The sequence below is a fragment of the Amycolatopsis vancoresmycina genome (genome assembly GCF_000716785.1).
Lineage (GTDB): Bacteria > Actinomycetota > Actinomycetes > Mycobacteriales > Pseudonocardiaceae > Amycolatopsis > Amycolatopsis vancoresmycina.
The window spans coordinates 354,096-374,563 of record NZ_JNYY01000004.1 but is presented as its reverse complement, the minus strand read 5'-3'; the positions used below and the strand labels follow the sequence as shown (position 1 = coordinate 374,563).

Here is a 20,468-nt window from a genome sequence, read left to right as displayed (position 1 = left end):
GTTGTCTCAGGAATCTGTGGTGCGGGTCACATCGTGACCGCCACGGGAGGCCAGCAGGCGCCGCAGCGACGCGAGGCGCTCGGGGCTCGCCGTGCCGTCGGTGACGACGTCGTCGAGCGCGCAGTCCGGGTCCTCGGGCGGGCCCAGATGCCCGCAGCCCGACGGGCACTCCTCGGCGGCTTCGGCGAACTCCTCGAAGGCCGCCACGATGTCGTCCGCGGTGACGTGGGCGAGCCCGAACGACCGCACGCCGGGCGTGTCGATGACCCAGCCGCCGTCCGGCAGGGGCAGCGCCACCGCCGCGACGGACGTGTGCCGCCCCTTGCCGACCGCGCTCACCACGCCGGTGGCCAGTTCGGCGTCCGGCACCAGGCGGTTGACCAGCGTGGACTTGCCGACGCCGGAGTGCCCGACCAGCGCCGTCACCCGGTCTTTCAGCATTTCGGCGAGGCCCTCGGGTTCCTCGTCGAACCGGGTCACGATCGCCGGGATGTCGAGGCCCGCGTAGCCGGCCAGGAGCTCGTCCGGGCTGGCCAGGTCGGCCTTGGTCAGGCACAGGACCGGCTCGACGCCGCCGGCGTAGCAGGCGACGATGCAGCGGTCGATGAAGCCGGTGCGCGGCGGCGGGTCGGCCAGCGCGGTGACGATCAGCAGGCGTTCGGCGTTGGCGACGACCAGCCGCTCGTACGGGTCGGTGTCGTCGGCCGTGCGCAGCAGAGAGCTGGTGCGGTCGTCGACCCGGACGATCCGCGCGAGCGTGTCCGGCTTGCCGGAGACGTCCCCGACGATGCCGACGCGGTCACCGACGACCACCGGGGTCCGGCCCATCTCGCGGGCCCGCATGGCGGTGATCACCTGGCCCGGATCGGCGTCGATCGCGCAGGTCCAGCGGCCGCGGTCCTTGCCGATGACCATGGCCGTGACGGCGTCGGCGTGCTCGGGACGGCGCTTGCTGCGGGGCCGGCTGCCCTTGCCCGGACGCACGCGGACGTCGGACTCGTCCAGCTTGCTCCAGTCGTTGCGCGCCAAACCCTCGTCCTCTCGTGCGCCGGTGCCCACCCGAATGATCCCACGCCGCTCGCCAGGGCCCTGGCCAGCGTGTAACGATGGCTCATCCGGCAAGAGGAGGCGCTATGTGCGGCCGCTACGCCGCCACGAAGGACCCGGCGAAGCTGATCGAGGAGTTCGACGCGATCGACCTCACCGAAGGCCACGCGCGCGCCGACCACAACGTGGCGCCGACGAAGAACGTCGTCACGGTCGTGCAGCGGCACCCGCGTGACGAAGACGGCCAGGTCCTCGAGGACGAGCCGGCCGAGCGCTCGCTGCGGATGATGAATTGGGGCCTGGTGCCGTTCTGGGCCAAGGACCCGTCGGTCGGCTCGCGGATGATCAACACGCGCGCCGAGACGGCGGCCGAGAAGCCGGCCTTCCGCCGCGCGCTGGTGTCGCGCCGCTGCCTGGTGCCGGCCGACGGCTGGTTCGAGTGGCGCCGCACGGGCAAGGAGAAGGAGCCGTTCTACATGACTTCTCCCGACGATTCGTCGATCGCGTTCGGCGGCATCTGGGAGACCTGGCGGCCGAAGGATGACGACGACGCGGCGCCGCTGATCACGTTCTCGATCATCACGACCGATGCGGCGGGCCAGCTCACCGACGTCCACCACCGGATGCCGCTGATCGTGCCCCGCTCCCACTGGGACGGCTGGCTCGACCCGGACCGCGAGGACGTCACCGACCTGCTGGTCCCGACGCCGGAGGACATCGTGGCGTCGCTGGAGCTGCGGCCGATCTCGACCCGCGTGAACAACGTCCGCAACAACGGCCCCGAGCTGCTGGAGCGCGTCGACCCGGCGCACGAGGGCGCCCTGTTCGACATGCCGAAGTCATGACGGCGATCCCGGTCGAAACCGCCTACGGCCCGGCGCGGGTCTACCTGCACTGCGCCGAGGAGGGCACGGCGGTGCTGATGCTCGGCCACGGCGCGGGCGGCGGCCTCGGCGCGAAGGACCTGGTGGAGGTGACCCGCGCGGCCCAGACGGCCGGCGTCCACGTGGCGCTGGTGGAGCAGCCGTACCGGGTGGCGGGCCGCCGCGCACCCGCCCCGGCGAACCAGCTGGACACGGCCTGGCTGACGGTGGCGGACGAGCTGTCGGAGCGCTTCGACGACCTCCCGTTCGTGTTCGGCGGCCGCTCGTCGGGGGCCCGGGTGGCGTGCCGGACGGCTGCCGCCGGGCAGGCGGTGGCGGTGCTGTGCCTGGCGTTCCCGGAGCACCCGCCGGGCAAGCCGGAGAAGACGCGCCAGCCGGAGCTGGACGCGGTCGAGGTGCCGGTGCTGGTGGTGCAGGGGGCGCGGGACCCGTTCGGTCGGCCCGCGGCGGGACCGCACCACGAGGTCGTCGTGGTCGACGGGGACCACAACCTGTCGGCGGACCTGGAGTCGGTGTCCCGGGCGGCGACGGAGTGGCTGTCGCGGGTGCTGCGGCCGCTGGCCTGATCCCGCAGCTCAGGCCGCGATCGGCGCCACCACGGCCCCGGTCAGCCGGATCAGCTCAGCCGGCGCCAGCTCCACCTCCAACCCCCGCCGCCCGGCCGAGCAGAACACCGTCTCGAATCCCTCGGCCGACGCGTCGATCACCACCGGCAGCCGGCTGCGATGCCCCAGCGGCGAGATCCCGCCGAGCACGTACCCCGTCGCCCGCTGGGCCGCCGCCGGGTCCGCCATCTTCGCCTTCTTGCCGCCCGCCGCGGCCGCCAAAGCCTTCAAGTCCAGCTGTCCCGTGACCGGCACCACGCCGACCACCAGCCGGCCGTCCACCTCCGCCACCAGCGTCTTGAACACCCGTGCGCGGTCCAGGCCCAGCGCCTCCACCGCCTCCAACCCGTACGACTCCGCCCGCGGGTCGTGGTCGTACGCGTGCAGCTCGTGCGCCACTTTCTGCTTCGTCAACAGCGCCGTCGCCGGGGTGCCCTTGCCAGCCATGGCGGAAGTCTAGGGAATGCCCGATCCCCCCGATCGGTTGTACGGGGCGTGACCACAACGCTCGCCACCACACGCTCTCGCAGCCGCCGCCGTCCCGAGGCACCGGCGAACCGCGGCGTGCCCGGTCCCCGCGTAAACTCGGGTCCGCCGTATGCGCGCACGCGCATCGACGCCGAGCGGGAAGGGAACGGTTTGCCGAGCACGCAGAACTCAGCGCCGGAAGAAGCGACCGAGGCGGAGCGCGCCGAGCGCTTCGAGCGGGACGCGATGCCGCTGCTCGACCAGCTGTACTCGGCCGCGATGCGGATGACCCGCAACCCCGCCGATGCCGAGGACCTGGTCCAGGAGACCTATCTGAAGGCCTACGCCGCGTTCGCCTCCTTCAAGGCGGGGACGAACCTCAAGGCGTGGATGTACCGCATCCTGACCAACACCTACATCAACGGCTACCGCAAGCGGCAGCGGCAGCCCGTGCAGGCGCCCACCGAGGAGATCACCGACTGGCAGATCGCCAAGGCGGAGAGCCACACCTCGAGCGGGCTGCGGTCGGCCGAGGTGGAGGCGATGGACAACCTCCCCGACACCGACGTCAAGGCCGCCCTGCAGAAGCTGCCCGAGGAGTTCCGGCTGGCCGTCTACCTGGCCGACGTCGAGGGCTTCGCGTACAAGGAGATCGCCGAGATCATGGACACGCCCATCGGCACCGTGATGTCCCGCCTGCACCGCGGCCGCGCGCAGCTGCGCGACCTGCTCGCCGACGTCGCGCGGGAGCGCGGCTTCATCCGGGGGGCCAAGGAGGAGGTGGCCGGGCGATGAACGACATGTGCGAGGGCGCGTCCGACAAGGTCCGCTGCGAAGAGGCGCTCGCCGACATCTACCTGCTGCTCGACCGCGAGTGCAGCCCCGAGCGGGACGCCGCGCTGCGCGCCCACATCGAGGACTGCCCGCCGTGCCTCGAGGAGTACGGCATCGACGAGCACATCAAGCAGCTGCTGGCCCGCAAGTGCGGCGGCGACCACGCCCCGGCCGAGCTGAAGAGCCGGTTGCGCGCGTCGATCCGCCAGACCGTCGCCACCCGCGGCGGCGTCACCGTGGAACGCACCGAGATCACCCTCGAGCAGCGCTCCGAGTAGCGCCCGAGCACGACGAAGGCCCCCACTCGATCGGGTGGGGGCCTTCGTCATGCCGGACGCCGGATCAGGCGTTGGGCTTCTTGCCGTGGTTCGCGCCGTTCTTCTTCCGGTCGCGACGCTTGCGGGCGCGCTTCGACATGCTCACTCCTCGTCGTCAAAGCTGGTCAACCTCTCAAGTGTGTCATGACGTCCCGTTCTGGTTGGATGGGGGACGTGTCCACGCTCGCCGAACTGCTCGCCGACAACACCGGCCTCCCCGGTGAGGCCGCGGACCACCTGCAGACCGTCGTCGCCGAGTGGCAGCTGCTGGCCGACCTGTCGTTCGCGGACTTCCTGCTCTGGGTCCCGGTGACCGAGGAACTGCAGCCCGACGGCGGCGACTTCGTCTGCGTCGCGCACGCGCGCCCGACGACGGCGCCCACCGCGCACCCGGAGGACGTCGTCGGCACGCGGTTCACCGTCGACGAGCACCCGCAGCTGGCGAAGGCCATGCGTGAGGTCCGGATCTGCCGCGAAGAGGACCCGCACTGGTACCGCGACCTGCCGATGCGGCGCGAGGCCATCCCGGTCCGGTTCCACGACCAGGTGATCGCGGTGATGAGCCGCGAGACGAACCTGGCGGCGCCGCGCGTGCCGTCGCCGTTGGAGATCGCGTACCTGGGCAGTGCCGGCGACCTGTGCCAGATGATCGTCGACGGCACGTTCCCGCCGAACGGCACCAACGCGACCGACACCCACACGTCACCGCGGGTGGGGGACGGGCTGATCCGCCTCGACTCGAGCGGCACGGTCGTGTTCGCGAGCCCGAACGGGTTGTCCGCCTACCACCGGATGGGGCACGAATCCGACCTGGTCGGAACGCGCCTGGCGCCGCTGACGCGGTCGCTGATCCGCGACCCGTTCGACGCGACCGAGGTGTCCCACCGGATCATCGAGGCCCTCGACGGGAAGCCGTCGAGCCGCACGGAGGCCGATTCGCGACGCGGCGCCGTCGTGCTGTTCCGGGCGCTGCCGCTGCGGCCGGCGGGCCAGGCGGCGGGCGCGCTGGTGCTGGTCCGCGACGTCACCGAGGTGAAACGGCGGGACCGGGCGCTGCTGTCGAAGGACGCGACGATCCGGGAGATCCACCACCGGGTGAAGAACAACCTGCAGACGGTGGCGGCGCTGCTACGGCTGCAGTCGCGGCGGACGTCGTCGGAGGAGGCGCGGCTGGCGCTGGCGGAGTCGGTGCGCCGGGTGACGTCGATCGCGCTGGTGCACGAGGCGCTGTCGATCTCGGTGGACGAGCGCGTCGACCTCGACAAGCTGCTCGACAACGTGCTGCCGATGGTCGGCGAGGTGGCGACGGCGGAGTCGCAGGTCGGGCTGTCGCGGAAGGGCTCGTTCGGGGTGGTGGTCGCGGAGATCGCGACGCCGCTGGTGATGGTGCTGGCCGAGCTGGTGCAGAACGCGATCGAGCACGCGTTCCCGGCGGGCCGGTCGGGCAAGGTCGAGCTGATCGTGGAGCGGTCGGCCCGCTGGCTGGACGTCGTGATCCGCGACAACGGGCGTGGCCTGCCGTCGGGGTTCTCGCTGGAGCGGTCGGACGGTCTCGGCCTGCAGATCGTGCGGACGCTGGTGGAGTCGGAGCTGCGGGGGTCGCTTTCGCTGCGGAAGGTGCGCACGGAGGCGTCGTCGCCGCGGGTGTCGGGGACGGAAGCCGCGCTGCGGATCCCGCTCTCGCGTCGCCTCTGACCCGAGCCGGCCGTACGCAAACGGACGACTCGCGTACCTGGAGGGACGACTCGCGTACCCAGGCGGACGACTCGTGTACCTGGAGGGTCGGTTCGTGTGCGCGAATGCGGATCTCGCGTGATCGGAGGGGCATCACGCGTGATTGAAGGGGCGAGACGGTGAAGGCCCGGCACCAGGTGCGTGGTGCCGGGCCGTTCAACGTTTTGCGGGAGGACTTTCAGTCCCGATGAGGGTTCAGCGCACCCGTTGCCAGGTGGTTTCGCCTCGCTTGTTAGGCTTGAGCCGGGCAGGTATCACTCCAGGCGAGGAGGGCACAGCAGTGCCCGCCGGGTGAAATTTCCTTCACGGCTCGGGTGGTGCAAGCAGTAAAACTCAGGCGTTGGTACGCGTGCCGATGTGCGTACGGCGGCGCTTGAGCGCGCGTCGCTCGTCCTCGCTCATACCGCCCCACACGCCCGCGTCCTGGCCGCTGGCCAGAGCCCAGGCCAGGCAGTCGGAAGCAACGGTGCAGCGGTGGCACACGGCCTTCGCCTGCGTAACCTGCGACAGAGCCGGACCGCTGGTTCCCACCGGGAAGAACAGCTCGGGGTCCTCGTCTCGGCAGGCCGCGTCGTGGCGCCAGTCCATGTTCGTGAGCTCCTTCATATGGCGCGGGAGGGCCGCGCCACAGTCGTCATGGCGGTCGTTTTTGGGTGCTTGTGAATGCTTTCACGAAGCACCGCTTTCGACAAGGGTTTCTTGGAGATCGGTGAGTCAGGTCACCCGGCCGAGCGACCCCTCTGACCTGCGGTTTCTCTCCGAAACAGCCGCCCGTAGGGAAGGCTGATGCGCTGAGTGGAGCTTCTGCGTCGACGAACGGCAGATATCACTTTGCCGCAGGCGATCAGCGGTCCCGTCGTCACACGATTACCGACAGTGCATCCGGGACGCTGAAGAATTCCACCCTGGTCCGCTGGCCGACGAGGTCGCCGTCCACCTGGAAGTTTACCGGTTCAGCTGCGTCGATGCGGATCATCGGCACGTCGTCGTGACGCACGAGACGCCGGCCGCGCTGGTTGCTCTTCGTAGCCAAAGCTTGGCGTACATGCTTGAACACGGTGGGCAACCCCAGACCGTTCAACGCGAACAAACCCAATCCCGTCTCGAACGAGCAACCCGGATTGAGGTGCACCGCGCGCTCCCCCAAATAACTCCACGGATCGGTGTTCGACACGAAAGCGGTCAACGCTTCGGCGGGTTCCTCGCCCGGGATGCGGATCGTGAGGGCCGGCCTGCCCAGCGGCGGCCGGAAGTAGGAGCGGACGGCGGCCCGCATGTACAGGGCGGCCGTGGTCTGCTTGCCGCGGCGCTTGGCGACCCGGCCGACGACGTCGGCGTCCCAGCCGAGCCCGGCGTTGAAGGTGAACCAGTGCCCGTCGGCCAGGCCGAGCCCGACCCGGCGTGCGCGGTCGTTCTCCAGGGCGTTGAGCAGCTGGTGGGTGGCCTCGAAGGAGTCCGCGGAAATGCCGAGGGCTCGTGCGAAGACGTTGGCCGATCCGCCGGGCACCACGCCCAGCGCCGGTACCGGCCCGATTTCGGCAGGGTCGCCGTCGGCGTCGGCCAGCAGGCCGTTGACGACCTCGTTGACCGTGCCGTCGCCGCCGTGCGCCACGACCAGGTCGATACCGTCCCGCGCGGCCGAGCGCGCGACGGCCATCGCGTGGCCGCGGTAGTCCGTCTCGACCACGTCGAGCTTCACCTGGCTGGCCAGCGCGTGCGCCAGCACGTCCCGGCCACCGGCGGTGGTCGAGGTCGCCTGGGGGTTCACCACGAGGATTGCGCGCACCACCGCAGGGTAAGTGACTTCCGGCGGCCCGAGAACCTTCCGGCGCCGCATGGTGACGGGCGCAACCCCGGGGAACAGCACCTTCGAGACCCTGTGCCGGGCGGTCCTCCTTCACGCGCGAGTGTCCGCTCGTCGTGACAAGTGCACCCGGGCCGACCGCCCGCTCATCGACGACATCTTGATTTTCGACGCGCGGGCGGCCCCGGGAAAACGGCCGACCGGGTGGCATACGATCGGAGGAGCCTCACGCACGGTGACCCGCCCTGGTGGAGTCCACTGTGCCGCCGAAAACAGTGCTCCCGGAAGGCCCGCAGTGAAGCTTTCGCCCGCTCCCCGTGAGGTCCGGCTGGCCGGCGCGGTCACCGCGGTGCCGTCGCTCGCCCTGCTGGTGTTCGGCGTGATCGTGCTGGTGAACGGCCTGGGCGCGCCCGCGCAGCCGGGCAACAACGTCTTCGTCGAGTCGGGCACGTTCATCGTGGTCGCGCTGGCGTTCCTGGCCGCGTCGGGCGGGCTGGTGCTCGGGCAGACGTGGGCGCGCTCGCCGGGTGTGGTGATCGCGCTGATCGTGATCGGCCTGGGCTGGTACCTGCTCGGCCCGTCCGGCGAGCCGCTGTGGGGCGTGCCGATCGCACTGCTGGGCATCGTGGCCCTGGTCCTGCTGTTCCTGCGGCCGTCGCGGGCCTGGGCGCTGGGTCTGCGCGAAGGCGAGACGGAGACGGAGGCGGCCGAACGCGGCGGTCTCGCCGGCCGCCGCGCCGAGCGCGAAGGCCACGACGAAGACTGAACCGCTCCGGCCTCGTGAGTGTTTAGGCGAGTTCTAACTCGCCTAAACACTCACGACCGGTGGGGTCACGCCTGGGCGGCCAGGGCCTGCAGGGGCGCGTCGGTGAGGCGGTTGACCGTCCACTCGTCCATCGGGACCGCGCCGAGGGCCTTGTAGAACTCCGTCGCTGGGTTCCAGTCCAGTACCGACCACTCGAGCCGCGCGTAGCCGTTCGCGACGCACTCCGCCGCCAGGGCCGCCAGCAGGGCCTTGCCCAGGCCCGAACCGCGCTGGGACTCCCGGACGTACAGGTCCTCCAGGTAGATCCCGTGCACCCCGCGCCAGGTCGAGAAGTTGAGGAACCAGACCGCGAAGCCGACGACCTCGCCGTCCACTTCGGCCACGTGCCCGAACAGCTTCGGCTCCGCGCCGAACAGCGCCTCGTGCAGCTGTGCCGGCGTCAGGTGGCACTCGTCCGGCGCGCGCTCGTAGTCCGCCAGCTCGTGGGCCAGGCCGACGGCCGCCTCGACGTCTTCGGGGCGGATCCGGCGGATGCGGTCGTCGGGCACGTCAGTCCTCCGCGGGCAGCAGGTTGAGGTGTTCGATCTGGGGTTCGCCGCGCTCGTCGCCGAGCACCGCGATGCCGGCCGCGTCCAGTCCGAATTGGACGCCGGCGGTAGCGGGCAGGCCGAGCCAGCGGGCGACCAGGACCCGGCTGAAGTGGCCGTGGCCGACCAGGATCACGTCGCCGGCTTCGATGTCGCGGCGGGCCCGGTCCAGCACGCGGTCGGCGCGGGCGGAAACGTCCGAAGCGCTTTCGCCGCCGGGGATCGGGTGGGTCCAGACCGTCCAGCCCGGCACGGTCTCCCGGATCTTCGGCGTGGTGACGCCTTCGTAGTCGCCGTAGTCCCACTCGGCGAGGTCTTCGGTGACGTCGTCGACGCGCAGCCCGGCCAGCGCGGCCGTGCGCAGGGCACGGGCCCGCGGGCTCGAGAGCACCAGCGACGGGCCGCCCACCAGGCTGCGGAGGGTGCCGCCGGCGGCCCGCGCCTGGCCTTCGCCCGCCGGCGTCAGCGGGATGTCCGTGCGGCCGGTGTGCCGCCCGTTCAGCGACCATTCGGTCTGCCCGTGCCGGAGGAGGAAGAGACGGTTGGTCACGCGCCCGAATATATCCGGCGGTTTGCGCGGCGGCTGGCCGTCTGCTTAGCTACTGAACGGTAGCTTAGTTCGAGGAGACGCCCATGTCCGAGACGCCGACGTTCGCGCTGTGGCACAAGCTCGCCGGGAAGCCGGGCGGGAAGCAGCTGTTCAGCGCCGCGATGTGCGTGCGGGTGCCGTACTTCCGCACGGTGCTGCCGTCGGTGCGCGAGCTGCGGCCGGGGCACTGCGAGGTGACCGCGCCGAGGTGGTGGGGTGTTTACAACCACATCCGCACCTTCCACGCGATCGCCGCCTGCAACCTCGCCGAGATCGCGATGGGCATGCTCGCCGAGGCCACTGTCCCCACCACCCACCGCTGGCTGCCGAAGGGGATGAGCGTCCAGTACGTCGCCAAGGCCGAGACGGGCCTGCGCGCGGTGGCGTCGCTGCCCGAGCTGCCGGAGTTCGGCGCCGAGGGCTTCGACCTCGAGGTCCCGGTGACCATTTCGGACGCGAACGGCAAGCCGGTGGTCACCGGGACGATCACCATCTGGGTGACGCCGAAGAAGCGTTAGAGCTGCTTGTACTGCACGTAAGTCGTCTGGTGGAAGGTGTTCGCGCCGGACGGCGACGGCAGCCCGAGCCGCCGGTCGACGAGCGGGCCGAGCACGCCGCAGCCGTGCGTGGCCGGCAGCGCGAGGTCCGGGTCCACGACGCCGAAGTGCATGGTCGGCGGGTTCTTCGAGATCACCGTCGGCGGCACCGCCGGGTCGTCGTGGACGACCGTGTGCAGCACCCCGAGGGTGCAGCCCTTGCGCAGCAACGGGTGCCGCAGCGTCGCGGTGACGTCCAGTTCGCCGCGCCGCTCGGCGTTGCTCTGGAAGTCCGAGTGGCCGCCGTAGTGCAGCTGGAGCGTCGTGCCCGCCAGGCCCGGCACGGTCACCGGCGCGTGGCGCAGCGTGCCGAACTCCTGCGCGTACGCCCCGTTCACCCGGCCCTCGCTGAACGTGAGCCGGATCTCCCCGAGCGGGATCTCCCGGCCGTCGATGGTCAGTTTCCCTTGTGAGACAAAGGCTTCGCAGCGCCAGGTGCCCGGATCGGCGGCCGGCGGCGGTGCCGGGCAGTCGGTGAAGTCGAAGGCCGGGACCTCGTCGGCGGACGCGGTTCCGGAGGTGACCGCCAGTGCCGCCACGGCGACCGCGGCCGCCCCCAGTGCGAGAAGTTTCATGGCGGTGAGCCTGCTCGGAACGCCCGGCCGGGACATCCGGGATCGCCCCCAGGGAAGCCCCGGGGATTCGTCACGGGCCGAGCCGGGCCAGCGCGTCGACGAACCCGTCGTCGGTGGCCGCGAAGAACTCGGCGTCCGCGGCTTCGACGTCCTTCAGCGCCTTCGCGACCAGTTCCAGTCCGGCCGGGGTGATTTCCAGGCGCTTCGCGCGGGCGTCGGCCGGGTCGTCGGCGCGGGCCAGCAGGCCGCGGCCGGCGAGCTTGCGGACGACCTGGCTGGTCATCATCGTGTCGGTGCCCGCCTGGTCGGCGAGCTGCCGCTGGGTCGGTGGCTCGCCCGCGCGGGTGAGCCACCACGTCGTCGTCAGCAGCACGAACTGGACGTGCGTGAGGTCGTGCGGGGCCAGCGCGGCCCGCATCGCCCGCTGCCAGGCCAGTGTCACGCGCCACAGCAGGAAGCCGGGGCTGCGCTCGGGGCCGGGCAGGCGGGACTCCGGGGCGGTCATACCGGGGAGCTTGCCTCAGCGAGCTTCGCGAGTGCGCGCATGGCGTCCGGAGTGTCCGAAGTGACCTGCGGGCCGAACCCTTCGGGGCCGTCGATGGTGACGCGGTAGGTGATCCGCGTGCCGCCGTCGACGTCGGTCAGCTCGTGCTCGAAGCGCAGGTGCGCGTCCGGCAGCGCGGTCTCGTCGGTGAAGCTCCGGCCCTCGGTGACCTCGGTGAGGGTGAACGGGATCGGCGGCATGCCGTCCATCGTCATCGTGCCGCTGGTGCCGACGGCGAAGGGGCCGTCGAGGACCACGGACCGGACGCCGGCGTCCCACTCCGGCCAGCGGCTCGTGTCGGCCCAGAGCGGCCAGATCGCGGCGGCGGGGGCGGTGGACGTCTCGCTGTGCTCGTACTCGAAAAGTGCCATGCGAGCAGACTATATGCACGCTTACTAAAAGTGCAAGCGGCCTGGTGGCCGGGAGGTGGTCAGTTCGCCGAGCGCAGCTTGTCGTAGTAGGCGACGCAGTCCGCGTACACCGGGAGCAGGCCCCGGTCGACGGCCTCGGCGAGGGTCGGCGCGTTGCGGTCCTTGTCGGACAGGACCGGCTCGATGTCCGTGGGCCACGGCAGCGCCAGCGTGGGGTCCAGCGGCGTGATGCCGTGCTCGCCGGTGGGGTTGTACGGCTCCGAGCAGAAGTACGACATCACGGTGTCGTCCTCCAGGGCGGCGAAGCCGTGACCGAGCCCCTCCGCGAGGTACATCGCGCGGAACTCGCGCGAGTCGAGCACGACCGCGTCCCACTGGCCGAAGGTCGGCGAGCCGACGCGGAGGTCGACGACGACGTCGAGCAGCGAACCGCGCGGGCAGTAGATGTACTTGGCCTGGCCGGGCGGGGTGTCGGCGAAGTGGAGGCCGCGGATCGTGCCGCGCCGGGACACGCTGTGGTTCGCCTGGCCGAGCCGCAGCGGGTGGCCGGCCGCCGCGCGGAAGACGTCGTCCTGGAAGGGGGCGACGAACAGGCCCCGGTCGTCGGGGAACGCCCGGGGGGAGAACTCGTAGGCGTCCGGGACGCGCAGCCGGCGGAATTGCATGGCGTCACCTTATCGGGCGGCCTACAAAACCGGACGGACGTCTTGGGAATTGCCGGGAAAAGGGCGCCGGTGTGACATCAACCGCACCGAGGGGTCACCCGCGGCACGGGACCTGTCACAATGGCGGGACCGCCGCGTCCGCGGCCATCGCCAGACCCACGGCACCGATGGCCGACGTGACGCCTCGCCGACAGGCCGGCGCTACCGCGCTGGGCTGCCGTGCCGGGATTCCCCCACGGTTTCCCCCTTGTGGACCGTGGTCCCAGCCGCATGCCCAGGAGAAATTCCAGTGACCCACGTCCGAACCGCGAGTTCCGTCATTCCCACTGGACGAATGACGGAAACGACGACAGGAAACCCCATGACCGACCCCACCGGCACTGTCGCGCCGGTCACCGACGAAGAGATCTTCACCGGGCATGAGGGCGGCAAGCTCTCGGTGGCGGCCACCCGCCCCATTTCCAGCCCGCGTGACCTTTCGATCGCCTACACCCCCGGGGTGGCGAAGGTGAGCCGCGCGATCGCCGAGGACGCGGCCAAGGCCAAGCGCTACACGTGGGCGGACCGGCTGGTCGTCGTGGTCAGCGACGGGACCGCGGTGCTCGGCCTCGGTGACATCGGCGCGAGCGCGTCGCTGCCGGTCATGGAGGGCAAGTCCGTTCTCTTCAAGACCTTCGGCGGGCTCGACTCGATCCCGCTGGTGCTGGACACCACCGACGTCGACGAGATCGTCGAGACGCTGGTGCGGCTGCGGCCGTCGTTCGGCGCGGTCAACCTGGAGGACGTCTCCGCGCCGCGGTGCTTCGAGCTGGAGGACAAGCTCAAGGAAGCCCTCGACTGCCCGGTCATGCACGACGACCAGCACGGCACGGCGATCGTGACGCTGGCCGCGCTGCGCGGCGCCAACCTGGTCCTCGACCGGGCGATCGCCGACCAGCGGGTCGTCGTCTCCGGCGCCGGTGCGGCCGGCGTGGCCTGCGCGAAGATCCTGCAGGAGGCCGGCATCGGCGACGTCACCGTCCTCGACTCGCGCGGCATCATCCACGCCGGCCGGGACGGCCTGAACCCGGTCAAGCAGCGGCTGGCGGCGACGACGAACAAGGCGGGCCTGCGCGGCGGCCTCGCGGAGGCGCTGGAGGGCGCCGACGTGTTCCTCGGCCTGTCCGGTGCGACGATCGACGAGTCCCTGCTCGGCCGGATGGCGGGCGGCGGCATCGTGTTCGCGCTGTCCAACCCCGACCCGGAAGTTCACCCGGACGTGGCGGCCCGGTACGCGTCGATCGTGGCGACCGGCCGGAGCGACTTCCCGAACCAGATCAACAACGTGCTGGCGTTCCCCGGCGTGTTCCGCGGCGCGCTCGACTCGGGCGCGCGGGCGATCACGGAGAACATGAAGCTGGCCGCGGCCGAGGCGATCGTCTCGGTGGCGATGGACGACCTCGGCCCGGACCGGATCGTCCCGTCGCCGCTCGACCCGCGCGTGGCCCCGGAGGTCGCGGCCGCGGTGGCGAAGGCCGCCGAAGCCGACGGCGTCACCGCCTGACCGCCCTGCCGCAACCGGTCGTGAGTGTTTAGGCGGGTTAGAACTCGCCTAAACACTCACGAGGGCCGCGGCAGACTCAGGAACCGAGCAGGTCCGCCAGGCGGTGGCGGGGGACGTCGACCAGGCGGAGGTCCGTCAGGTCGGACGGGACGTCGAGGGCGACGTTCGCCAAGCGGGCGTGGGCGCGCGTGAGGATCTCGTCCTGGTGCTCCACCGCGTCCGCGACCACCACCGCGTGCCGGTTGTCCGGCGTGCTCCGCAGGTAGCGCAGCGCGTACTTGCCCCGGACGAGGTCCGCGAGGGCCGTCTGCGACCGCTCGTCCGCCAGGTCCGGGTGCGCGTTGGGGACCAGCAGGGCCAGGCGCCGGGCGTTCGTGCCCAGCAGGGTCCGCAGCAGCCACGGGCCCGGGTCGCCGGTGAGGTCCATCGCGACCGCGTCGCCCTCGGGGCCGGAGATCGACCAGTCCACCGGCCGCGACTCCAGCGCCAGCCCGCCGGCGGCCGCGATCTCCTTCAGCTTCTCCAGCAGCGCCGGTTTCGTGCCCGCCGCCTCGACCGACTGCGGCCCGTGCGTGTAGATCGCCTTGCCGCCGCGCATCTTCTTGGCCTTCGCCGTCGGCTGGCAGACGTACAGGTCCGCCGCGCTGCCGATCGCCTGCGCGCCGAAGTAGCGGTTGAAGCCCGGCAGGATCGCCTCGAACGTCAGCCCCAGCGTGGCCAGTGACCGCTGCACCTGCGCGCCCAGCGCCGGGTGGCGCGGGCTGTAGCCGTAGGCCAGCAGCAGCCGTCCTTCGCTCGGCTCGCGCAGCGCCTGCACCCCGCGGGCCGCGAACAGCCCCATGCCTTCCGGCGTGTACGGCGGATCGCTGAACACCAGGTCGAACCGGCCCGCGAACGCCGGCGGGAGGCCGACGCGCAGGTCCGCGTGGGCCGTCGCGATCCCGCGCTCGCCGCGGTCGTCCAGGTAGGCGAGCACGCGCTCGTCCAGGTCGACGACCGTCAGGGCCGCCGACGGGCAGACCGCCCGCACCGCCAGCGACGTCAGGTCGTGGTCGCCGAGGAACAGCAGGCGGGCGGAGGTGAGGTCGTACTGCGCGTCCAGCCAGAGCGCGCGGCGCAGCACGGTCTCGGGCGTGGCCTGCACGTGGTCGAGCGCGGCCAGCGGCGACGGCACCTCGGCCACCCACTCGGCGACCTTCGGCAGCAGGTCGTGCGTCGTGACGGCTTCGTCGAGCGGGTCGGCGAAGCGGGGCGCGTGGTACTGCAGGTACGACGCCGCGACGCCGGGGGAGATGCGCAGGCGGTCGCCGCTGCGGTCCAGGTCGTCGCCGAGGGCGGCGAGGACGGCCTCCACGCTGCGCCGCGGCGCCGTGCTGAGCCGCACGAGCTCGCCGAGGTCGTGGTCGCCGGTGCGCAGCAGGTCGAGGACGCGGTACAGCGGGCGGACGCCGACGCCGTGCGCGGCGAGGACGTCGTCGAGGGCGTTCACGGACTCCGAGCCTAGTGGCCGGCCTGCGGAACAGCGTGCCAACCACCGCCGACTCGGCTACGGTCGGTTGCACCGGACATGGGGAGTGGCAGTGACCATCGAATTCCGCGACGTGACCAAGCAGTATCCGGATGGGACGGTCGCCGTCGACAAGCTGAACCTGACGGTCGAGGACGGCACGATCACCGTGTTCGTCGGCCCGTCCGGCTGCGGCAAGACGACGTCGCTGCGGATGATCAACCGGATGGTCGAGCCGACCGCCGGGCAGGTGCTGCTCGACGGCAAGGACGTCGCCGAGGGCGACCCGGCGCTGCTGCGCCGCGGCATCGGCTACGTCATCCAGCACGCCGGGCTCTTTCCACATCGGACGGTGCTGGACAACATCGCCACCGTGCCGCTGCTTTCGGGCTGGGACAAGGCGAAGGCGCGCAAGCGGGCCGCCGAGCTGCTGGAGATCATCGGCCTGCCGGTCGAGCTCGGCAAGCGGTACCCGGCGCAGCTTTCGGGCGGCCAGCAGCAGCGCGTCGGCGTCGCCCGCGCGCTCGCCGCGGACTCGCCGGTGCTGCTGATGGACGAGCCGTTCTCCGCGGTCGACCCGATCGTGCGCGAAGACCTGCAGAACGAGCTGCTGCGGCTGCAGTCGCAGCTGGGCAAGACGATCGTGTTCGTCACGCACGACATCGACGAGGCCGTCCGGCTCGGCGACAAGGTCGCGGTGATGCGCGTCGGCGGCAAGCTCGCCCAGTACGGCACGCCCGCCGACGTCCTGCGCCACCCGGTGGACGACTTCGTCGCCTCGTTCGTCGGCCGGGACCGCGGCTACCGCGGCCTGTCGTTCCTTTCCGCCGAAGGCGTCGAGGTCAAGGAGCTGGAGCTGGTCGAGATCGGCGCCGCGGTGTCCGCGAGCGACGGCTGGCGGCTCGCGGTCAACGCCGAGAAGCAGCCGCGCGGCTGGCTGCCGCCGAATTCCACTGTGGATGGTTCGCTCGACGAGGACGACCTCGTGGCCGGCGGCTCGCTCTGGGTGCGGGGGACGCCGATCCGCGGCGCGCTGGACGCGGCGCTGTCGTCGCCCGCCAGTCTCGGGGTCGTCGTCGACGAAGAGCACCGGGTGCTCGGCGCGGTGGTCGCGCGGCAGGTGCTGGACGTCATCGAGGGCACGCCCCAGGCGTCATGACCTTCTTCGACGAGCTCGGGCAGTACCTGAGCAGCGGGAACACGCGCGCCGAGATCCTCGGCGACCTGGGCGACCACGTGTACCTGGCGCTGCTCCCGCTCGTGCTCGGCATCGTGCTGGCCGTCGCGGCGGGCTGGCTCGGCAGCCGCTGGGCGCCCGCCCGGCAGGTGCTGATGGTGCTGGCGAACTTGCTCTACACGATCCCGTCGCTGGCGCTGTTCGTCGTCATCCCCGGCCTGATCGGGTCGAAGATCCTCGACAGCGTCAACGTCGTCGTCGCGCTGACGATCTACACCACGGCGCTGCTGGTCCGGCCGGTGCTCGACGCCCTCGACGCGGTGCCGCCGCCGGTGATCGCCGCCGCGACCGCCGTCGGGTACAAGCCGCTGCGGCGCTTCTTCGCCGTCGAGCTGCCGCTGTCGGTGCCGGTGCTGGCGGCCGGCGTGCGGGTCGCGTCGGTGAGCAACATCAGCCTGGTCAGCGTCGGCGCGCTGATCGGCACCGGCGGCCTCGGCGTGCTGTTCACCGACGGCTTCCAGCGCGAGTACTTCTCGCCGATCGTGACCGGCATCGTGCTGACGCTGCTGCTGGCGCTGGTCGTCGACCTGGTCCTGGTGGGGATCCGGAACCTGCTGACACCGTGGGAACGGGTGAGCGCCGCATGATCACCGACCTCTTCCGCTGGTTCGGCGACCCGGCGCACTGGTCCGGCCCGGACGGCATCCCGCAGCGGCTGCTGGAACACCTGGGCTACACCGCGTTGTCGCTGGCCATCGCGCTGGTCATCGCCGTCCCCTTGGGACTGTTCGTCGGCCACACCGGACGCGGTGGCGTCGCGCTGGTGAGCGCGGGCAACGCGATCCGCGCGCTGCCGACGCTGGGGCTCGTCACGTTCCTGTTCCTGCTCTTCACCGAAAGCGTCACCTCGACGATCATCGGGCTGGTCGTGCTGGCCGTGCCGCCGATCCTGGCCGGCACGTACGCCGGGCTGCAGGCGACCGACCACGGCGTGGTCGACGCCGCCGAGGGGGTCGGGATGACCGGCTGGCAGCGGCTGTGGCAGGTCGAGGTGCCGATCTCGCTGCCGCTCGTGCTCGGCGGGATCCGCAACGCCGTGCTCCAGCTGGTGGCGACCGCCGCGGTGGCCGCGTACGTCGGACTCGGTGGCCTGGGCCGGTTCCTGCTCGACGGACTGGCCATTTTGGACTACGCCGAGGTCGTCGCGGGCGCGTTGCTGACGACGTTGCTGGCCGTCGTCCTGGATCTGCTCTTCGCGGGGTTGAACCGCGCACTGGTGCCGCGGGGCGTGCGGCTCGCCGCGGCCGTGAAGAAGGTGACGGCGTGAAGCGGCTGATCCTGCTCGTGGTCCTGGTGCTGGCCGCCGGCTGCGGGAACCCGCTGGCGGGTGGCGGCGAGGGCGGCGCTTCGGGTGACATCATCATCGGCGCGTCCGACGTCGGGGAAAGCCTGCTGCTGGCCCAGATCTACGCCGGTGCGCTGCGGGAGGCCGGTGCGACGAACGTGACCGTGCGGCCGCCGGTCGGCAGCCGCGAGGTCGTCGTCAAGGCGCTGCAGGACAAGTCGCTGTCGGTGGTGCCGGACTACAGCGGGAACCTGTTGCGGTACTTCGACAAGGACACCACGGCGACGAAGCCGCAGGACGTCTACGCGCAGCTGCGGCAGAAGCTCCCCGCCGGGTTCGAGGTGCTGGACCAGGCGCCGGCCGAGGACAAGGACCTGCTCGTCGTCGGCCCGCAACTGGCGGCTTCGGGGGTGAAGACGTTCTCCGACCTGGGCCCGCGCTGCCGCGAGCTGGTGTTCGGCGGGCCGGGGCAGTGGAGCAGCCGCTGGAAGGACAAGATCAAGGCGCTGTACGGCTGCGAGTTCAAGGAGATCCGCACGACCGACACCGGCGGGCCGGTGACGGTGGCCGCGCTGAAGTCCGGGGACGTGCAGGTGGCGGACCTGTTCAGCACGTCGTCGACGATCGCCGCGAACGGGTTCGTGCCGCTGGCCGACGACAAGAACATGTTCCCGGCGCAGAACATCGTGCCGCTGGTGGCCCGCGGGACGCTCTCGCCCGCCGAATCGGCCGCGCTGAACCGCGTGTCGGCGGTGCTGACCACCGAGCAGCTCACGCGGCTCAACGTCGAGTTCACCGAGCAGAAGCGCAATCCGCTCGACATCGCCGAGGACTTCCTCGCCCGCAACCACCTCAAGTCCTAGGTTCGTAGCGGTCGAACTCCGTCTCCAGCACGCCTTCGCCGCGCGTGAGCCCCGGTAGCCGCCGCTGCAGCCCGTGCACTTCGGCGGCGGGAAGGTCGCCCTCGATACGAGCCTCCGGCCCGTCCATTGTGGTCTGTTTCGGAATGCCGCGCACACGCGCGACGGCCTGCGTGACGGCGCTGATCGTGTCGGCCGGGACGTCGAGGGTGAACCGGTGGATCGGTTCGCACTCCACCGTCCCGGCCCGGTCGAGCGCTTCCCGGAGCACGATCGGCGTCAGGTCGCGGAAGTCGCCGGCGGTGCTCGACATGCTCTTGTCGAACGTGCCGTGGGAGTGGCTTTGCCTGGCGTAGTAACCGGAATGCGTCATGGTGACCGCGCAGGCCGGGACCGACCAGCTCGCCAGCGTCGCCCGGACCGTCTCTTCGACGGCGCGGAAGAACGCCGCCGGCATGGAGCCCGGCTCGACGGCCAGCCCGAACGTGACGCCGCTGTCAGCCGGTTCGACGCGGAGCCCGACGGTGGCGAGGAACGGGTCCGCGTCCTGGCCGATCAGCCGGACGGATTCGCCGGTGCCCGTCACCCGCTGGACGTGGATCGTGGTGGTCTCGCCGAACTCGACGTCGACGCCGTATTCGTCGGCGAGCGTCGCCTGGATGACCTCTTTCTGGACTTCGCCGTACAGGGAAAGAAGGATTTCGGATCCGTCGACCTGCAGCCCGATGAGCGGGTCCTGCTCGGCGAGCTGGGCGAGCGCCGCGTGCAGCGCGCCCTTGTCGCCGCCGGTCGTCACGACGGTCCGGAGCGTCGGCGGCGCGAACTGCCGCCCGGCCGACGCCGGTGGCTCGCCGATCGCGTCGCCGATCCGGGCGTCGAGGCCGGTGACGCGGGCGATCCGGCCGGCGGTGACCCGGTCGCGCCGGACGGCCTTCCCCTGCTCGAAGACGTGGATCGCGGTGACCTTGCCCGCCGGGAGCTTCTGCCGGACGCGCAGCGTGCCGGAGAACACGCGGACCAGCACCGCTTTCCGGCGGTCCACTTTGAACACCGTGCCGGACAGCGGGCCGGTGGTGTCCTCTTCGGACTTCGGCAGCAGGTCCACGACGGCCTCGCGGAGCTCGTCGACGCCGTCGCCGGTGAGCGCCGACCCCTCGAAAACGGGAGCGGGCGGCAGTTTGCGGGCGATCTCGGCCCGGACGCGGCCGGGGTCGGCGCCGCGGCGGTCGGTCTTGTTGACGAAGACGACCGCCGGGATGCCGAGCCGATCCAGGGCTCTGGCGAGCACGCGCGTCTGCGCCTGGACGCCTTCGACGGCCGAGACGACGAGCACGGCGCCGTCGAGCACGCTCAGCACCCGTTCCACCTCGGCGATGAAGTCGGGGTGGCCGGGGGTGTCGATGAGGTTGACGGTGGTGGCGCCGATCGCGAACGAGACGACGGCGGACTTGATGGTGATCCCGCGGGCGCGTTCGAGCGCGAGCGTGTCGGTCTGCGTGGTGCCGTCGTCGACGCGGCCCAGCCGGTCGATCACGCCGGCGGCGAGCAGCAGCCGCTCGGTGAGGGTGGTCTTACCGGCGTCGACGTGCGCGAGAATACCCAGGTTGAGTGTCGGCAACGAGCTTCATGTCCTCGGTGTAGGCGGTTTCG

Annotated in this window: 25 protein-coding genes; 12 read left to right on the top strand and 13 right to left on the bottom strand. The window is 71.4% G+C overall.

Features of this window, described 5'->3' with window-relative positions; genetic code table 11:
• Nucleotides 1–6: 6 nt before the first annotated feature.
• Nucleotides 7–1,029 carry a ribosome small subunit-dependent GTPase A gene (gene rsgA / locus OO60_RS11540; protein ID WP_003059769.1) on the bottom strand — a complete coding sequence of 341 codons (1,023 nt, stop codon included), beginning with the start codon at nucleotides 1,027–1,029 and terminating at the stop codon, nucleotides 7–9.
• Nucleotides 1,030–1,133: 104 nt separating this feature from the next.
• Between rsgA and OO60_RS11535 the strand changes: the two genes are divergently transcribed.
• Together OO60_RS11535 and OO60_RS11530 are read left to right on the top strand one after the other, a co-directional pair.
• Nucleotides 1,134–1,892, top strand: coding sequence for an SOS response-associated peptidase (locus OO60_RS11535; RefSeq protein ID WP_003059771.1), 759 nt, complete (start codon nucleotides 1,134–1,136; stop codon nucleotides 1,890–1,892).
• Entirely contained in the window at nucleotides 1,889–2,497 is a 609-nt protein-coding gene (locus OO60_RS11530) for an alpha/beta hydrolase family protein (RefSeq protein ID WP_003059772.1), read from the top strand. Before OO60_RS11535 ends, OO60_RS11530 begins: the two co-directional genes overlap by 4 nt.
• Nucleotides 2,498–2,506: 9 nt before the next feature.
• Here the strand turns inward: OO60_RS11530 and ybaK are convergent, their stop codons facing one another.
• Nucleotides 2,507–2,983: a Cys-tRNA(Pro) deacylase gene (gene ybaK, locus OO60_RS11525; protein WP_003059775.1), complete on the bottom strand. Its 477-nt coding sequence runs from the start codon at nucleotides 2,981–2,983 to the stop codon at nucleotides 2,507–2,509.
• Between the two features lie 192 nt (nucleotides 2,984–3,175).
• Between ybaK and OO60_RS11520 the strand changes: the two genes are divergently transcribed.
• Nucleotides 3,176–3,799 (top strand): sigma-70 family RNA polymerase sigma factor, encoded by a 624-nt coding sequence (locus OO60_RS11520; protein WP_003059778.1) that lies wholly within the window; start codon nucleotides 3,176–3,178, stop codon nucleotides 3,797–3,799.
• The gene (rsrA, locus tag OO60_RS11515; RefSeq protein WP_003059781.1) at nucleotides 3,796–4,116 is read left to right on the top strand and encodes a mycothiol system anti-sigma-R factor; all 321 of its coding nucleotides are present in this window, start codon (nucleotides 3,796–3,798) and stop codon (nucleotides 4,114–4,116) included. Before OO60_RS11520 ends, rsrA begins: the two co-directional genes overlap by 4 nt.
• Before the next feature lie 64 nt (nucleotides 4,117–4,180).
• Here the strand turns inward: rsrA and OO60_RS48410 are convergent, their stop codons facing one another.
• On the bottom strand, nucleotides 4,181–4,255 hold the full coding sequence (locus OO60_RS48410) for a 50S ribosomal protein bL37 (protein WP_098515123.1): 75 nt from the start codon (nucleotides 4,253–4,255) through the stop codon (nucleotides 4,181–4,183).
• Between the two features lie 74 nt (nucleotides 4,256–4,329).
• On the opposite strand from OO60_RS48410, the gene OO60_RS11505 reads away from it, so the two are divergent.
• Nucleotides 4,330–5,850 carry a sensor histidine kinase gene (locus tag OO60_RS11505; RefSeq protein WP_003059785.1) on the top strand — a complete coding sequence of 507 codons (1,521 nt, stop codon included), beginning with the start codon at nucleotides 4,330–4,332 and terminating at the stop codon, nucleotides 5,848–5,850.
• Nucleotides 5,851–6,222: 372 nt separating this feature from the next.
• Here the strand turns inward: OO60_RS11505 and OO60_RS11500 are convergent, their stop codons facing one another.
• Nucleotides 6,223–6,477, bottom strand: a complete 255-nt coding sequence (locus OO60_RS11500) for a WhiB family transcriptional regulator (protein ID WP_003059797.1) — start codon at nucleotides 6,475–6,477, stop codon at nucleotides 6,223–6,225.
• Nucleotides 6,478–6,748: 271 nt separating this feature from the next.
• Entirely contained in the window at nucleotides 6,749–7,675 is a 927-nt protein-coding gene (locus OO60_RS11495; protein WP_033261351.1) for a diacylglycerol/lipid kinase family protein, read from the bottom strand.
• Between the two features lie 313 nt (nucleotides 7,676–7,988).
• On the opposite strand from OO60_RS11495, the gene OO60_RS11490 reads away from it, so the two are divergent.
• Nucleotides 7,989–8,459: a hypothetical protein gene (locus tag OO60_RS11490; protein WP_003059804.1), complete on the top strand. Its 471-nt coding sequence runs from the start codon at nucleotides 7,989–7,991 to the stop codon at nucleotides 8,457–8,459.
• 65 nt (nucleotides 8,460–8,524) lie between these two features.
• On the opposite strand, the gene OO60_RS11485 is transcribed toward OO60_RS11490, so the two are convergent.
• Both OO60_RS11485 and OO60_RS11480 read right to left on the bottom strand, forming a co-directional pair.
• Nucleotides 8,525–9,007 (bottom strand): GNAT family N-acetyltransferase, encoded by a 483-nt coding sequence (locus OO60_RS11485; protein WP_003059807.1) that lies wholly within the window; start codon nucleotides 9,005–9,007, stop codon nucleotides 8,525–8,527.
• A gap of 1 nt (nucleotide 9,008) precedes the next feature.
• A complete protein-coding gene (locus OO60_RS11480; protein ID WP_003059810.1) occupies nucleotides 9,009–9,596 on the bottom strand; it encodes an acid phosphatase in 588 nt (195 codons plus the stop codon).
• Nucleotides 9,597–9,679: 83 nt separating this feature from the next.
• On the opposite strand from OO60_RS11480, the gene OO60_RS11475 reads away from it, so the two are divergent.
• A complete protein-coding gene (locus tag OO60_RS11475; RefSeq protein ID WP_003059814.1) occupies nucleotides 9,680–10,153 on the top strand; it encodes a hotdog fold domain-containing protein in 474 nt (157 codons plus the stop codon).
• Here OO60_RS11475 and OO60_RS11470 read toward each other — a convergent pair.
• From OO60_RS11470 to rfbC, 4 genes are all read right to left on the bottom strand, one after another.
• Nucleotides 10,150–10,806 carry a hypothetical protein gene (locus OO60_RS11470; RefSeq protein ID WP_003059816.1) on the bottom strand — a complete coding sequence of 219 codons (657 nt, stop codon included), beginning with the start codon at nucleotides 10,804–10,806 and terminating at the stop codon, nucleotides 10,150–10,152. The genes OO60_RS11475 and OO60_RS11470 overlap by 4 nt on opposite strands.
• Nucleotides 10,807–10,876: 70 nt before the next feature.
• Entirely contained in the window at nucleotides 10,877–11,311 is a 435-nt protein-coding gene (locus OO60_RS11465) for a MarR family winged helix-turn-helix transcriptional regulator (protein WP_003059819.1), read from the bottom strand.
• A complete protein-coding gene (locus OO60_RS11460; RefSeq protein WP_003059822.1) occupies nucleotides 11,308–11,721 on the bottom strand; it encodes an SRPBCC family protein in 414 nt (137 codons plus the stop codon). Before OO60_RS11460 ends, OO60_RS11465 begins: the two co-directional genes overlap by 4 nt.
• A 59-nt stretch (nucleotides 11,722–11,780) precedes the next feature.
• Nucleotides 11,781–12,386, bottom strand: a complete 606-nt coding sequence (rfbC, locus tag OO60_RS11455; RefSeq protein ID WP_003059825.1) for a dTDP-4-dehydrorhamnose 3,5-epimerase — start codon at nucleotides 12,384–12,386, stop codon at nucleotides 11,781–11,783.
• A 361-nt stretch (nucleotides 12,387–12,747) separates the two neighbouring features.
• On the opposite strand from rfbC, the gene OO60_RS11450 reads away from it, so the two are divergent.
• Complete coding sequence (locus tag OO60_RS11450; RefSeq protein WP_003059828.1) at nucleotides 12,748–13,929, top strand: NAD(P)-dependent malic enzyme; 1,182 nt, start codon at nucleotides 12,748–12,750, stop codon at nucleotides 13,927–13,929.
• A gap of 76 nt (nucleotides 13,930–14,005) precedes the next feature.
• On the opposite strand, the gene OO60_RS11445 is transcribed toward OO60_RS11450, so the two are convergent.
• Complete coding sequence (locus tag OO60_RS11445) at nucleotides 14,006–15,418, bottom strand: bis-aminopropyl spermidine synthase family protein (protein WP_003059832.1); 1,413 nt, start codon at nucleotides 15,416–15,418, stop codon at nucleotides 14,006–14,008.
• Nucleotides 15,419–15,509: 91 nt separating this feature from the next.
• Between OO60_RS11445 and OO60_RS11440 the strand changes: the two genes are divergently transcribed.
• The 4 genes from OO60_RS11440 to OO60_RS11425 are packed head-to-tail and all read left to right on the top strand — an operon-like array spanning nucleotide 15,510 to nucleotide 18,821.
• On the top strand, nucleotides 15,510–16,595 hold the full coding sequence (locus OO60_RS11440) for an ABC transporter ATP-binding protein (RefSeq protein ID WP_003059835.1): 1,086 nt from the start codon (nucleotides 15,510–15,512) through the stop codon (nucleotides 16,593–16,595).
• The gene (locus OO60_RS11435; protein ID WP_003059837.1) at nucleotides 16,592–17,260 is read left to right on the top strand and encodes an ABC transporter permease; all 669 of its coding nucleotides are present in this window, start codon (nucleotides 16,592–16,594) and stop codon (nucleotides 17,258–17,260) included. The genes OO60_RS11440 and OO60_RS11435 overlap by 4 nt, the downstream gene beginning before the upstream one ends.
• Complete coding sequence (locus OO60_RS11430) at nucleotides 17,257–17,940, top strand: ABC transporter permease (protein ID WP_003059839.1); 684 nt, start codon at nucleotides 17,257–17,259, stop codon at nucleotides 17,938–17,940. The genes OO60_RS11435 and OO60_RS11430 overlap by 4 nt, the downstream gene beginning before the upstream one ends.
• Nucleotides 17,937–18,821: an ABC transporter substrate-binding protein gene (locus OO60_RS11425; RefSeq protein WP_003059842.1), complete on the top strand. Its 885-nt coding sequence runs from the start codon at nucleotides 17,937–17,939 to the stop codon at nucleotides 18,819–18,821. The genes OO60_RS11430 and OO60_RS11425 overlap by 4 nt, the downstream gene beginning before the upstream one ends.
• Here OO60_RS11425 and OO60_RS11420 read toward each other — a convergent pair.
• Entirely contained in the window at nucleotides 18,811–20,436 is a 1,626-nt protein-coding gene (locus OO60_RS11420; RefSeq protein WP_003059844.1) for an elongation factor G, read from the bottom strand. The genes OO60_RS11425 and OO60_RS11420 overlap by 11 nt on opposite strands.
• Nucleotides 20,437–20,468: the final 32 nt, after the last annotated feature.

What these genes read in the sequence shown, in the direction of transcription:
- OO60_RS11500 (WP_003059797.1), bottom strand. Translation starts at nt 6,477, where the DNA reads ATGGACTGGCGCCACGACGCGGCCTGCCGAGACGAGGACCCCGAGCTG.
- rfbC (WP_003059825.1), bottom strand. Translation starts at nt 12,386, where the DNA reads ATGCAATTCCGCCGGCTGCGCGTCCCGGACGCCTACGAGTTCTCCCCC.
- OO60_RS11460 (WP_003059822.1), bottom strand. Translation starts at nt 11,721, where the DNA reads ATGGCACTTTTCGAGTACGAGCACAGCGAGACGTCCACCGCCCCCGCC.
- OO60_RS11470 (WP_003059816.1), bottom strand. Translation starts at nt 10,806, where the DNA reads ATGAAACTTCTCGCACTGGGGGCGGCCGCGGTCGCCGTGGCGGCACTG.
- rsrA (WP_003059781.1), top strand. Translation starts at nt 3,796, where the DNA reads ATGAACGACATGTGCGAGGGCGCGTCCGACAAGGTCCGCTGCGAAGAG.
- OO60_RS11450 (WP_003059828.1), top strand. Translation starts at nt 12,748, where the DNA reads ATGACCGACCCCACCGGCACTGTCGCGCCGGTCACCGACGAAGAGATC.
- OO60_RS11435 (WP_003059837.1), top strand. Translation starts at nt 16,592, where the DNA reads ATGACCTTCTTCGACGAGCTCGGGCAGTACCTGAGCAGCGGGAACACG.
- ybaK (WP_003059775.1), bottom strand. Translation starts at nt 2,983, where the DNA reads ATGGCTGGCAAGGGCACCCCGGCGACGGCGCTGTTGACGAAGCAGAAA.
- OO60_RS11530 (WP_003059772.1), top strand. Translation starts at nt 1,889, where the DNA reads ATGACGGCGATCCCGGTCGAAACCGCCTACGGCCCGGCGCGGGTCTAC.
- OO60_RS11465 (WP_003059819.1), bottom strand. Translation starts at nt 11,311, where the DNA reads ATGACCGCCCCGGAGTCCCGCCTGCCCGGCCCCGAGCGCAGCCCCGGC.
- OO60_RS11430 (WP_003059839.1), top strand. Translation starts at nt 17,257, where the DNA reads ATGATCACCGACCTCTTCCGCTGGTTCGGCGACCCGGCGCACTGGTCC.
- OO60_RS11535 (WP_003059771.1), top strand. Translation starts at nt 1,134, where the DNA reads ATGTGCGGCCGCTACGCCGCCACGAAGGACCCGGCGAAGCTGATCGAG.
- OO60_RS11475 (WP_003059814.1), top strand. Translation starts at nt 9,680, where the DNA reads ATGTCCGAGACGCCGACGTTCGCGCTGTGGCACAAGCTCGCCGGGAAG.